The 12,514-nt window shown below is 61.2% G+C and carries 11 protein-coding genes; 7 read left to right on the forward strand and 4 right to left on the reverse strand.

Going from position 1 to position 12,514, the window contains the following annotated elements; translation table 11 throughout:
* Window positions 1–26 precede the first annotated feature (26 nt).
* The 6 genes from pqqF (at window position 27) to pqqE (ending at window position 5,790) form a co-directional block, all read left to right on the forward strand.
* Window positions 27–2,399 (forward strand): pyrroloquinoline quinone biosynthesis protein PqqF, encoded by a 2,373-nt coding sequence (gene pqqF / locus HX786_RS06455; RefSeq protein WP_178911849.1) that lies wholly within the window; start codon window positions 27–29, stop codon window positions 2,397–2,399.
* 159 nt (window positions 2,400–2,558) lie between these two features.
* Entirely contained in the window at window positions 2,559–2,633 is a 75-nt protein-coding gene (gene pqqA, locus HX786_RS06460; protein WP_003194766.1) for a pyrroloquinoline quinone precursor peptide PqqA, read from the forward strand.
* 77 nt (window positions 2,634–2,710) lie between these two features.
* A complete protein-coding gene (pqqB, locus tag HX786_RS06465; protein ID WP_003211040.1) occupies window positions 2,711–3,622 on the forward strand; it encodes a pyrroloquinoline quinone biosynthesis protein PqqB in 912 nt (303 codons plus the stop codon).
* Between the two features lie 11 nt (window positions 3,623–3,633).
* On the forward strand, window positions 3,634–4,386 hold the full coding sequence (gene pqqC, locus HX786_RS06470) for a pyrroloquinoline-quinone synthase PqqC (protein ID WP_003211042.1): 753 nt from the start codon (window positions 3,634–3,636) through the stop codon (window positions 4,384–4,386).
* Window positions 4,383–4,658: a pyrroloquinoline quinone biosynthesis peptide chaperone PqqD gene (pqqD, locus tag HX786_RS06475; RefSeq protein WP_003211043.1), complete on the forward strand. Its 276-nt coding sequence runs from the start codon at window positions 4,383–4,385 to the stop codon at window positions 4,656–4,658. The genes pqqC and pqqD overlap by 4 nt, the downstream gene beginning before the upstream one ends.
* Entirely contained in the window at window positions 4,651–5,790 is a 1,140-nt protein-coding gene (gene pqqE / locus HX786_RS06480; protein ID WP_008434380.1) for a pyrroloquinoline quinone biosynthesis protein PqqE, read from the forward strand. Before pqqD ends, pqqE begins: the two co-directional genes overlap by 8 nt.
* A 6-nt stretch (window positions 5,791–5,796) precedes the next feature.
* Here pqqE and HX786_RS06485 read toward each other — a convergent pair whose 3' ends face one another.
* Both HX786_RS06485 and HX786_RS06490 read right to left on the reverse strand, forming a co-directional pair.
* Window positions 5,797–5,955: a YqaE/Pmp3 family membrane protein gene (locus tag HX786_RS06485; protein WP_003211049.1), complete on the reverse strand. Its 159-nt coding sequence runs from the start codon at window positions 5,953–5,955 to the stop codon at window positions 5,797–5,799.
* A 186-nt stretch (window positions 5,956–6,141) separates the two neighbouring features.
* Window positions 6,142–7,422: an aspartate aminotransferase family protein gene (locus HX786_RS06490; protein ID WP_177027976.1), complete on the reverse strand. Its 1,281-nt coding sequence runs from the start codon at window positions 7,420–7,422 to the stop codon at window positions 6,142–6,144.
* Window positions 7,423–7,631: 209 nt separating this feature from the next.
* On the opposite strand from HX786_RS06490, the gene HX786_RS06495 reads away from it, so the two are divergent.
* Window positions 7,632–8,522, forward strand: coding sequence for a LysR family transcriptional regulator (locus HX786_RS06495; RefSeq protein ID WP_003211052.1), 891 nt, complete (start codon window positions 7,632–7,634; stop codon window positions 8,520–8,522).
* 226 nt (window positions 8,523–8,748) lie between these two features.
* Here the strand turns inward: HX786_RS06495 and HX786_RS06500 are convergent, their stop codons facing one another.
* Entirely contained in the window at window positions 8,749–10,527 is a 1,779-nt protein-coding gene (locus HX786_RS06500) for an acyl-CoA dehydrogenase C-terminal domain-containing protein (protein WP_178911850.1), read from the reverse strand.
* 122 nt (window positions 10,528–10,649) lie between these two features.
* Window positions 10,650–12,434: an acyl-CoA dehydrogenase C-terminal domain-containing protein gene (locus HX786_RS06505; RefSeq protein ID WP_087694737.1), complete on the reverse strand. Its 1,785-nt coding sequence runs from the start codon at window positions 12,432–12,434 to the stop codon at window positions 10,650–10,652.
* Between the last annotated feature and the right edge of the window lie 80 nt (window positions 12,435–12,514).

Here is a 12,514-nt window from a genome sequence, read left to right on the forward strand (position 1 = left end):
GCACTTCCTACGTTTCGGAAGTGCTCATGCCTGCGCCGGCCCACCCTCATCACCTTCAATTGACCCTGGCCAGCGGCCTGCGGGTTTCCTTGCATCATGCGCCGCGCTTGAAGCGCGCCGCGGCTGCCTTGCGCGTTGCAGCGGGCAGCCACGATGTACCCCTGGCGTGGCCGGGACTGGCGCATTTTCTTGAGCATTTATTGTTCCTGGGCACCGAGCGTTTTCCTGCAAGCGACGGGCTGATGGCCTACGTCCAGCGCCAGGGTGGACAGGTGAATGCCAGCACCCGCGAGCGCACTACCGACTTTTTCTTTGAGGTGCCTGTTACGGCATTTGAAGCCGCACTGGAGCGCCTGGGGGACATGCTCGCCCATCCGCGCCTGGCCCTGGAAGACCAGTTGCGTGAGCGCGAAGTATTGCAGGCGGAGTTTATTGCCTGGTCGCAAGATGCCACGGCGCAACAGCAACAAGCGTTGCTGGGAGGTGTTGCGGCGGGTCATCCGTTGCGCGCGTTTCATGCGGGCAACCGGGATAGCTTGCCGGTAGAGCGTGAGGATTTTCAGCAGGCCTTGCGGGATTTTTATGAAGGTTTCTATCATTCCGGGCAGATGACCTTGAGCCTTGCGGGCCCTCAGTCGCTGGTGGAGCTGGAGGCATTGGCGCATCAGTTTGGCGCTGCGCTGAAGACTGCACCTCTGCGGCGACAGACGCCGGCGCCCGCGTTGCTGGCCGGCAATCAACGTACTTATCAACACACCGATGAACACCACTGGCATCAGGTGGTGGCAAGCGAGGCTTCCCCTGAGGCGCTGGATTTCCTCTGCCTGTGGCTGAACACTTCGGCGCCCGGCGGGTTGCTCGCCGAGTTGCAGTCGCGGCAGTTAGTCAGCGCCATTAACGCAACGGCGCTGTATCAATTTGCCGGACAGGCGTTGTTGGATATCAAGTTCACCCTGGACACTCAGGGTGCGCAGCAGACGACACTGATCGAAGAACTGCTGCACGACTGGCTGAGCTTTTTCGCACACAGTGACTGGGCGCCCCTGCGGGAAGAGTACGCCTTGCTGCTTGCTCGCAAACAACAGGTCAGTGGTGCCCAGGCATTGGCCCGGCAGGACAAGGAACTGGTCCTGTCCGAGCAGAGCGCCAGCTCCCTCAAGACCCTGCTGGACTCGCTGCAATTGCCGCCGTCCCGGCACGCCTGGCAACTGCCGCCCACCAATCCGTTCCTGCAGCCGGCAGCCAAGGAAGAGCGCCCGGGGCTGATTCGCGGGCAAACCAGCGCCCATCGCGGCCTGCGCACGTTCGCCCAGGATCGCTCCCGTGGGCGGAAGGATCTTTCGGCGCTGACCTTCAGCCAGGCCTTGCCAGGTGACACAGATGAAGGCGCGCTCTACCTGCGCTGGCATCTGGATTCGCCACTGGATGCAGAGCTTTTCCCACGGCTACGTGAGAACGCCAGCCAGGCTGGCGTCCAGATGTCTTTCGAGACAATCGGCGGTCACTGGCAGCTGAAGATGCTAGGGCTGCACGAACCCATGCCCGCGATATTGGAGGAAGTGGCACGCGAGCTGACCCGGCTCGACGAAAATGCCGGAGCGTCATCCTCCCCGGCGCCGGCAATGGCGATCCGGCAGTTACTCAAGGCATTGCCCGGGTATTGCGCCGACATCCAAGCTGCACAGCAGGTTGCTGGGCGAGACCGATGGTCAACCGCTCGCTGGCAAGGGCTCGCCGTGGGGCTGCCCGCCGCCTGCGAGACGGCGATAAAAAGTGCAGCCGGGAAACTGCCCGGCCAACCCCAAGCGGCTATCAGCGAACTGCCGTCAATCAGCAGCCAGCATCGTTGGCACGAAGTCAGGACCGATTCCAGCGACGCCGCGTTGCTGCTGTTCTGCCCGACACCCACACGCTCCTTGGCGGACGAGGCTTGCTGGCGCCTCCTCGCACATCTGGTGCAAGCGCCGTTCTACCAGCAACTGCGTGTTGAGCTTCAATTGGGCTACGCGGTGTTCAGCGGCATCCGACAGTACAACGGGCAAACCGGCCTGCTGTTTGGGGTGCAATCCCCAAGCGCGTCTCTTGCGCAAATACTTGATCGCCTGCAGGCGTTCCTGAAGCAACTGCCCGCGCTGATCAACGCCAGCGAACTGTCGAACGATCTGGCCCGGCAATTTTCCCTCGACGCCCTACCCACTTCCCAAGCCGCTGAACTGCTCTGGCACGCGCACTTGGCAGGCCACCCGTCGGATTACATCCAGCAGCTGCAAGATTTCATCCAGACCCGCACCCGCGAGGATTTAATGGTAGCTGCACAGCAACTCGATGCTGCTGCAGGCGGATGGTGCTGTGTGGCCAATGGCGCTTGTGCCGCCGGCTCCTGGCAACGATCTGGCTGATCATTGCCGCTTCGGTAAAAGGCTTTTTCCCGCAGGACAGCGCTATCTTCAAAAGAAGTACGTAACATTCACATGCACACATCTGAACATCTCCGCTTGGAGGTGGACTATATGTATTACTTGGTAGTAAACGTCCCTTCCCTTCGTAGGAGTAAGAACATGACCTGGTCCAAACCTGCTTACACTGATCTGCGTATCGGCTTTGAAGTCACCATGTACTTTGCCAGCCGCTGATTGGCTTTGTATCGCAATGCAACGCCTCGGCTCGCCCGGGGCGTTTTTATTTTTGAGTTGTGTGTAATGGAGCGGCCATGTTTGTCCAGATTCTAGGTTCCGCCGCCGGCGGTGGTTTCCCGCAATGGAACTGCAACTGCGTGAACTGTGCAGGTTTTCGCGACGGCAGCCTGCGGGCCGAGGCGCGTACCCAGTCGTCCATCGCGATTTCCGATGACGGCGTGAACTGGGTGCTGTGCAACGCCTCGCCAGATATTCGCGCCCAGCTTCAAGGCTTCGCCCCGATGCAACCGGGCCGCGCGCTGCGGGATACCGGCATCAGCGCGATCATCCTGATGGACAGCCAGATCGACCACACCACCGGCCTGCTCAGCCTGCGCGAAGGCTGCCCGCACCAGGTGTGGTGCACCGACATGGTCCATGAAGACCTGAGCACCGGCTTCCCGCTGTTCACCATGCTGACCCACTGGAACGGCGGCCTGGCCTGGAACCGCATCGAGCTGGACGCCAGCTTCACGATCCCCGCCTGCCCCAACCTGCGCTTCACACCATTGCCCCTGCGCAGCGCGGCACCGCCCTACTCACCTCACCGATTCGACCCACACCCGGGCGACAACATCGGCCTGATCGTCGAAGACCTGCGCACCGGCGGCAAGCTGTTCTATGCGCCGGGCCTGGGCAAGGTTGACGCACCGTTGCTGGAAATAATGGCCGGCAGCGATTGCCTGCTGGTGGACGGCACGATGTGGGACGACGACGAAATGCAGCGCCGTGGCGTCGGCACCCGCACCGGTCGCGAGATGGGCCACCTGGCACAAAACGGCCCCGGCGGCATGCTGGAAGTGCTGGAGCAGTTGCCCAAGCAGCGCAAGGTGCTTATCCACATCAACAACACCAACCCGATCCTGGATGAAGACTCGCCCGAGCGAGCCGAGCTGCTGCGACGCAATGTGGAAGTGGCGTACGACGGCATGAGCATTGAATTGTAGGAGCGAGCCAAATGACTGACACACCGCTGACCACCGCCGAGTTCGAACAGGCCCTGCGCGCCAAGGGCGCCTTCTACCATATCCATCACCCGTATCACGTGGCGATGTACGAAGGCCGCGCCACCCGCGAGCAGATCCAGGGCTGGGTCGCCAACCGTTTTTATTACCAGGTGAACATTCCCCTCAAGGACGCCGCGATCCTGGCCAACTGCCCGGACCGGGAGATTCGTCGTGAGTGGATCCAGCGCCTGCTGGATCACGACGGCGCTCCCGGCGAAGACGGCGGCATTGAAGCCTGGTTGCGCCTGGGACAGGCCGTCGGCCTCGACCCGGATCAACTGCGCTCCCAGGAGTTGGTACTGCCGGGCGTACGATTTGCGGTAGACGCCTACGTCAACTTCGCCCGCAGGGCCAGCTGGCAGGAAGCCGCCAGCAGTTCCCTGACCGAGTTGTTCGCCCCGCAGATCCACCAGTCGCGCCTCGACAGCTGGCCCCAGCATTACCCATGGATCGACCCCGCCGGCTACGAGTATTTCCGCACCCGCCTGGGCCAGGCTCGCCGGGATGTGGAGCACGGTCTGGCCATCACCCTGCAGCACTACACCACCCGCGAAGGCCAGGAGCGCATGCTGGAAATTCTCCAGTTCAAACTGGACATTCTTTGGAGCATGCTCGATGCAATGAGCATGGCTTATGAACTGAAACGCCCGCCGTATCACAGCGTGACCGATCAGCGTGTATGGCATAAGGGGATCACCCTATGAGCTTCGATCGCAGCAAAAAACCGACCTGGCGCCAGGGCTATCGTTTCCAGTACGAACCGGCGCAAAAAGGCCATGTGCTGCTGTACCCGGAAGGCATGATCAAGCTCAACGACAGCGCCGCCTTGATCGGTGGCTTGATCGACGGCGAGCGCGATGTCAGCGCAATCATCGCCGAGTTGGACAAGCAGTTCCCTGGCGTGCCCGAGCTCGGTGAAGACATCGAGCAATTCATGGAGGTTGCCCGTGCTCAGCACTGGATCGAACTTGCCTGACCTGCCACCCAAGCCGGAAATCGGCCTGCCGCTCTGGTTGCTGGCCGAGCTGACCTACCGCTGCCCGCTGCAATGCCCGTACTGCTCCAATCCGCTGGATTTCGCCGAGCAGGGCAAGGAACTGAGCACGGAACAGTGGATCAAGGTATTTCGTGAAGCCCGGGAAATGGGCGCTGCGCAACTGGGGTTTTCCGGCGGTGAGCCGCTGGTGCGCCAGGACCTCGCCGAACTGATCGCCGAGGCGCGCAAGCTGGGTTTCTATACCAACCTGATCACCTCCGGCATCGGCCTCACCGAGCAGAAGATCAGCGACTTCAAGAAGGCCGGCCTGGACCATATCCAGATCAGTTTCCAGGCCAGTGACGAGCAAGTGAACAACTTGCTGGCCGGCTCGAAAAAAGCCTTCGCACAAAAACTCGAAATGGCCCGGGCAGTGAAAGCCCATGGCTACCCGATGGTGCTGAACTTCGTCACCCATCGGCACAATATCGACAAGATCGACCGCATCATTGAGCTGTGCATTGCCCTGGAAGCGGACTTTGTCGAGCTTGCCACCTGCCAGTTCTACGGCTGGGCCCAGCTCAATCGGGTCGGCCTGTTGCCGACCCAGGAACAGCTGGTGCGCGCCGAACGCATCACCAACGAATACCGCGCCAAGCTCGAAGCCGAAGGCCACCCGTGCAAGCTGATATTCGTCACGCCGGATTACTACGAGGAACGCCCGAAAGCCTGCATGAATGGCTGGGGCAGCATCTTTCTGACAGTAACGCCGGACGGTACTGCCCTGCCGTGCCACGGAGCCCGACAGATGCCGGTGCAATTTCCCAATGTGCGCGACCACAGCATGCAACACATCTGGTACGACTCGTTTGGCTTCAACCGCTTTCGCGGCTACGACTGGATGCCCGAGCCGTGCCGTTCATGTGACGAGAAGGAAAAGGACTTCGGTGGGTGCCGCTGCCAGGCGTTCATGCTGACCGGGGATGCCAGCAATGCTGACCCGGTGTGCAGCAAATCGGAGCACCACGGCATGATCCTCCAGGCCCGCGAAGAAGCGGAGCACGCCACCCAGACCATTGAGCAACTGGCCTTTCGCAATGAGCGCAACTCACGGCTGATCGCGAAAGGCTGAGGTCTTTTAGCGTTTGGCGATGATGTACACCGCGTGCACGATGCCGGGAATGTAACCGCACAAGGTCAGCAGGATGTTCAGCCAGAACGCGCCAGCGAAACCCACTTGCAGGAACACACCCAGTGGCGGCAGCAGAATAGCGATGATGATGCGAATGATATCCATGGGTTCAGCTCCAGAAAATCGGCTCGTGTGAGCCGTACAAGCTAATCGACCTTGGCCGTTGGTAAGGGTTCAGTGGGATCTGGCACTCAGCCATCGTCTAATTCGCGGACAAAAAAACGCCCCCAGCCAAAAGAATCAGGCTGGAGGCGCCGCGTATACCGCGAGACGGTTCAGGAAATATGGGGCTTAAACGGCAATGCCCTTGCGGCATTGCAGCTGTGCAGTGCGCACCCGGGAGAAGGCACGGGCCAGGCGCAGGAGCATTTCGTCGACGTTGCTTTTGCTCAATGTGAGCGCCGGGGTGAAGCGCAGGCAATCGGGTTGCGGCGCGCTCAGGATCAGGCCTTCACTGAGCGCGGCCTTTACCACGGCATCTGCCGAATCCTCCGACAGAGTCAGTCCCCACATCAGGCCCTGGCCGCGCAGTTCACCCTGGTCATAGCGATGCGCCAGGCGGGCAAGCCCTTCGCCCAGGTAAGTGCCGACCTCGCAGACGTGTTCAAGAAATCCGTGGTTCAGCACCGTATCAAGCACCGCCACACCGGCGGAAGCCATCAGCGCGTTGCCGTGGTGGGTGCCTTCCAGCTCACCCAGCTCAAAACAACACGCTTTGCCCCGTGCCAGCAACGCCGCCAGCGGCACACCGCCCCCCAAGCCCTTGCCCAGGGTGATGATGTCGGCGCGAACGCCATAGTGCTGTTCGGCGAGCAACGTGCCACAACGGCCGGTGCCGGTTTGCACTTCATCAAGGATCAACAGAATTCCCAGCTCACGGCACAGACGTTCGACACCCTTGAGGTAATGCTCGGTCGCGGGAATGACGCCGGCATCGTTCTGGATCGGTTCCAGCATGATTGCCACGGTTTGCGCATCCACCGCCGCGTGCAGCGCCGGCAGGTCGTTGAACGGCACGTGGCTGAATCCCGGCAACTGGGGCTCAAAACGGTTTTCACTGGCGGCTGCCGAGGCTGACATCGCGGCAAAGCTGCGGCCATGGCAACCGTTGCTCGCGGTGATGATGCGATAGGCGCCACCACGGTGCAGTTGGCCCCATTTGCGCGCCAGCTTGATGGCCGCTTCGCAGGCTTCGGCGCCGCTGTTGAGCAGGTAGGCCTGGTCGCTGCCGGTGCGATGGCACAGGCGGTCGGCGAGGTTCAGTTGAACGCGGTTGTGCAGGCTGTTACCGGGATTGATCAGCGATTGGGCCTGATCGGCCAGCGCCTTGGTCACTGCCTGTGGGCTATGGCCCAGGCTGTTGGCGCCGCCACCCTGGCTGAAGTCGAGATAGGCGCGGTCTTCGCTGTCCCACAGCCAGGAGCCCTGGCCGCGTACAAACACCTGGGGCGGGCGGGCCACGCTGGGCATCAGGCAATCGCTGGAAAGATCGTCTCGCAGAGCCGGGGTCTTCGCCTCGAGGATCAGATCATCCAGGCTGGGGGCGGGGCGACGCAGGTTGAACAGGTTCATGGATGAACCTCTTTGGCAATCGCACCTTGGTCGGTATTACCGATAAACCCATGGCGGAGGTTTTTTGCCTTGCCTATGCAAACACCGTCAACATAAACACTACTCATCTTGCTTTCCGGCCCTGTAAGCCCTGTGAATAGGCGCTAGACTAGGCGCCTTGGGGGCACTCGGCCATTTCGATTTTCCAGCATTTTCGATAAGCATTACTTATGGATTTCAAGCAACTGCGTTATTTCGTCGCGGTGTACGAAGAAGGCCATGTGGGGCGGGCAGCGGAGCGCCTGTCGATCTCCCAGCCAGCGTTGTCGCAGCAGATTCGCCAGCTCGAGCAAAACCTTGATGTGAGCCTGTTCGAACGCAGCAGCAAGCGCCTGCTGCCGACCCTCGCCGCCCACACTTTGTATAACCACGCCCTGCCCTTGCTCGACGGTATGCAGCACGCGGTGGAAGCACTGCGCAACTTCAAGGGCCAGGCACTGCGCACCTTGGCGATCGGCGTGCTGCAAACCGTGCACACCAGCCTGGTGCCGCAGATGCTCGAACGAGTACGCAAGGCCCAGCCGCACCTGGTCGTACAGATCTACGAGCTGACCGGGATGGAAATCGAACGCCGGCTGCTCAACGGCTCGCTGGATATCGGCATCAGCTACCTGCCGCCACGCCAGCCGGGGCTGCACGGCGTGCTGCTGTATGAAGATGAACTGAAGGTGGTCATCCCGGCTGATCACCCGCTGCGGGAATTCAAGAAAGTCTCCCTGAAGCAAGCCGCCGAGTTACCCATGTTGCTGCTGGGGGAAGAGTTTCAGGTGCGCCAGATATGGCAAGGTCAATTGGCCAACCTGGGCCGACGCCCGCAAGTGCAGGCCGAGTTGAATACGATGGCGGGGATTCTCGACAGCCTGCCCCACACCAAGCTGGCGACGGTGCTTCCCGGACGCTCCCAGGATGAACACAACAGCAAGGCGTTGCTGTGGAAACCCTTGAGCGAACCACGGGTGCCGTTGAAAGTGGGGTTGGTGTGCCGGGATGTGCAGCGCCAGCAGGCGACGCTGGAATTGTTGCGCACGCTGCTGGAAGACGTGATGAACGCGCCCGCCTGACTTTTTCGCAGGCAAAAGAAAACCCCGCCGAAGCGGGGCTTTGCAGACTGTTTCCCTGACATCCATTTCACTCCGCCTTCCTGGCAGAATCCTACGTGTCCGTGTTGTTGCTTTGCGCTTCCTGCGCGACGTCCATGTGAAGTAGATTATCCGTGGATCCAATTTGGCGATAGAGGACGAATAGCAGCACGTCATGTAAGAGAATGCTTACACGCCCTCCAAGCCCTTAGAACAGTGCTTCATCCAGCAAGAACAGCGATTCGCTACCGGCTTTTACCGAGGCGCTGAGGGACGCGATCCGCGGCAGCAAGCGCGCAAAGTAGAAACGCGCGGTGCCCAGCTTGCTCGCGTAGAAGTCTTCCTGAGCCTCTTTACCCAGAGCCGCCTTGGCCATCAGGGCCCACATGTAGGCATAAGCCATGTAGCCGAACGCGTGCAGGTATTCCACGGATGCCGCGCCGATTTCATTCGGGTTGGATTTGGCGCGGTCCAGCAGCCAGGCGGTCAGTTCGTCCAGGTCATCCACGGCCGCGTTCAGCGGCTTGGTGAATTCGGCCAGTTCGGCGCCGGCAGTGGTGGTGAAATGGCGGATCTCATCAGCGAACAGCTTGTAGAACGCCCCGCCGCTGCCGACGATCTTGCGTCCCACCAGGTCCAGGGCCTGAATCCCGTTGGTGCCTTCGTAGATCTGGGTGATGCGCACATCACGCACCAGTTGCTCCTGGCCCCATTCGCGAATGTAGCCGTGGCCGCCGAAAACCTGCTGGCCGTGCACGGTGGTTTCCAGGCCCAGGTCGGTCAGGAACGCCTTGGCAACCGGGGTCAGCAGAGCAACCAGATCGTCCGCGCGTTTGCGGGCAGTGGCGTCTTCGCTGAACTTGGCGGTGTCGAGCTGCATCGCCACATAGGTGGAGAACGCACGGCCACCTTCGTTCGAGGCTTTCATGGTCAGCAGCATGCGCCGCACGTCCGGGTGGACGATGATTGGGTCAGCGACCTTGTCCTTGGCTTTCGGACCGGTTGGCGAACGGCTTTGCAGGCGGTCGCGCGCATATTCGATAGCGTTCTGATAAGAGCGCTCACCGGAGGCCAGGCCCTGGATGCCCACACCCAGGCGCTCGTAGTTCATCATGGTGAACATCGCGGCCAGGCCACGGTTCGGCTCGCCCACCAGGTAGCCCACGGCTTCGTCGAAGTTCATCACGCAGGTCGCAGACGCCTGGATGCCCATCTTGTGTTCAATGGAGCCGCAGGTCACCGGATTGCGCGCGCCCAGGCTGCCGTCGGCATTGACCATGAACTTGGGTACCAGGAACAGCGAAATACCCTTGGGACCCGCCGGTGCGTCCGGCAGCTTGGCCAGCACCAGGTGGATGATGTTCTCGGTGAGGTCGTGTTCGCCACCGGTGATGAAGATCTTGGTGCCGCTGACCTTGTAGGAACCGTCTGCCTGAGGCTCGGCCTTGGTCCGAATTATCCCCAGGTCAGTGCCGGCATGAGGTTCGGTCAGGCACATGGAACCGGCCCACACGCCGGAGTACATATTCGGCAGGTAAGTGGCCTTGAGCTCTTCACTGGCGTGGGTGTTGATCGACACGCAGGCGCCGGAGGTCAGCATCGGGTACAGGCCGAAGGCCAGGCCCGAGGAGTTGATCATCTCTTCCACCTGGGCCGACACCGCCTTGGGCATGCCCATGCCGCCGTACGCCGGGTCGCCGCCAACACCTACCCAACCGCCTTCAGCGTAGGTTTTGTAGGCGTCCTTGAAGCCAGCCGGGGTGAAGACCGCGCCATTCTCCCAGCGGCAGCCTTCTTCGTCGCCGCCGCGGCTGAGCGGGGCGACGGTCTTGGAGGTGACTTTGCCGGCTTCTTCGAGGATTGCCTCAACGGTCTCGGCGTCGACGGTTTCTGCCAGCGCGGGCAGTTGGGCCCAGAGTTTGGCGACCTCGAAAACTTCGTTGAGGACGAAGCGCATATCGCGCAGCGGCGCTTTGTAGTCAGCCATGGCAAACCTCGTGAGAACTTTAACGTTATTCGGGTGGGGTCGGTTTTACAGACCCCGAGTGTAACCGAACAACTTTTGTGACACATAGGGTCTGCTTGTGACCAACAAGTATTTTACGGTCACTAAAGCGCAAACAGCTCCGCGGGCAGACTCATCAGGCACTCACTGCCCGCCTCCACCGCCGCCCGGTGCGCGGCCGTGCGCGGTAGCAGACGCTTGAAGTAGAACTCGCAGGTCGCCAGCTTGCCTCGGGCGTAATCGGCATCACCGCTACCGCTGTCCAACTGCTCCTGTGCCACCAGCGCCATGCGCAGCCACAAGTAGGCAAGGATGATGTAGCCGCTGTACATCAGGTAATCCAGGGCTGCAGCGCCGACTTCATCCGGGTTTTTCATGGCTGCCATGCCTACCTTGACCGTCAGCTCACCCCACTGCTGATTCAACTGGTTGAGCTGAGCCACATGGGCCTTGAGTTGCGGATGTTCGGCGTTGGCCGCGCAGAACTTGTGGACGATTTTGGTAAAGCCGCGCAGCAGCTTGCCCTGGCTGCCGAGCACCTTGCGCCCGAGCAAATCCAGGGCCTGGATGCCGTTGGTCCCTTCATAGATCGGCGCAATCCGGCAATCGCGAACCAGTTGCTCCATGCCCCATTCACGAATGAAGCCATGGCCACCGAACACCTGCATGCCGTGGTTGGTCACCTCCAGCCCGGTTTCGGTCATGAACGCCTTGCAGATCGGCGTAAGGAAGGCCAACAGGTCTTCGGCTTCCTGGCGTTGCCCCTCGTCGCCACTCAGGTGTGCTGTATCGAGCAACTGTGCCGAGAAGTAGGTCAATGCGCGGTTGCCTTCATTGAAGGCTTTCATGGTCAGCAACATGCGCCGCACATCCGGGTGGACGATGATTGGATCAGCGGCTTTTTCGGGTGCCTTGGCGCCGGTCAGCGAGCGCATCTGCAAGCGGTCGTTGGCGTACTTGATCGCACCCTGGAAGCTCGCTTCCCCCAGGCAAAGGCCCTGCATGCCGGTGCCCAGGCGCGCATGGTTCATCATGGTGAACATGCAGTTGAGGCCCTTGTTCGCCTCACCAATCAGGAAACCCCGGGCGCCATCGAAGTTCAGCACGCAGGTGGCCGACGCCTTGATGCCCATCTTGTGCTCGATGGAGCCGCAACTCATCGTGTTGCGCTCGCCCGAGTCGGCATGGAACTTGGGCACGATAAACAGCGAGATTCCCTTGGTGCCGGCCGGCGCATCCGGCAGCTTGGCCAGCACCAGGTGGATGATGTTGTCACTCATGTCATGCTCGCCGGCCGAGATGAAAATCTTGCTGCCGGTGACTGCATAACTGCCGTCGGCCTGCGGGACGGCGCGGGTCTTGATCAGGCCCAGGTCGGTGCCGCAATGGGCTTCGGTCAGGCACATGGTGCCGGTCCACTGGCCCGCGGTGAGTTTGCTCAGGTAGGTGTTTTTCTGCTCTTCAGTGCCGTGGGCACGGATCGCCGACATCGCACCGTGGGTCAGGCCGGGGTACATGCCCCAGGACGTATTGCTGGAGGAGATCATCTCCGCGAGCACCAGGCCCAGGGACATTGGCAAGCCCTGCCCGCCGTAGGCCGGGTCAGCCGCCAAACCGTGCCAGCCGCCTTCCACGTACTGCGCGAAGGCTTCCTTGAAGCCCTTGGGCGTGGTCACCACACCGTTGTCGAAATGGCAGCCTTCTTCATCGCCGGAGCGGTTCAACGGCGCCAGGACGTTTTCGCAGAACTTCGCACCTTCCTCGAGGATTGCGCCGACCATGTCCGGGCTGGCATCGCTTGCACCCAGCGCGGCGTAATGGCCGTGGAAGTCAAAGACGTGATCGATCAGAAAGCGCATGTCGCGCAGGGGAGCTTTATAGTCAGGCATGGCAATGTCTCCGGCAGCAGATGCCTTCAACCTACTGCCGCACGGCCCACCGGACAATCACTGTAGGGCCGCTGAATACA

The organism is Pseudomonas sp. 21615526 (assembly GCF_013386245.1).
In the GTDB taxonomy this organism is placed as follows: Bacteria; Pseudomonadota; Gammaproteobacteria; order Pseudomonadales; family Pseudomonadaceae; genus Aquipseudomonas.

Bases quoted from the DNA above. Each gene is read 5' to 3' on its own strand.
- HX786_RS06485 (WP_003211049.1), bottom strand. From the start codon at position 5,955: ATGGATATCATTCGCATCATCATCGCTATTCTGCTGCCGCCACTGGGT.
- HX786_RS06495 (WP_003211052.1), top strand. From the start codon at position 7,632: ATGGATTTCAAGCAACTGCGTTATTTCGTCGCGGTGTACGAAGAAGGC.
- pqqF (WP_178911849.1), top strand. From the start codon at position 27: ATGCCTGCGCCGGCCCACCCTCATCACCTTCAATTGACCCTGGCCAGC.
- pqqB (WP_003211040.1), top strand. From the start codon at position 2,711: ATGTTTGTCCAGATTCTAGGTTCCGCCGCCGGCGGTGGTTTCCCGCAA.
- pqqC (WP_003211042.1), top strand. From the start codon at position 3,634: ATGACTGACACACCGCTGACCACCGCCGAGTTCGAACAGGCCCTGCGC.
- HX786_RS06490 (WP_177027976.1), bottom strand. From the start codon at position 7,422: ATGAACCTGTTCAACCTGCGTCGCCCCGCCCCCAGCCTGGATGATCTG.
- pqqD (WP_003211043.1), top strand. From the start codon at position 4,383: ATGAGCTTCGATCGCAGCAAAAAACCGACCTGGCGCCAGGGCTATCGT.
- HX786_RS06500 (WP_178911850.1), bottom strand. From the start codon at position 10,527: ATGGCTGACTACAAAGCGCCGCTGCGCGATATGCGCTTCGTCCTCAAC.
- HX786_RS06505 (WP_087694737.1), bottom strand. From the start codon at position 12,434: ATGCCTGACTATAAAGCTCCCCTGCGCGACATGCGCTTTCTGATCGAT.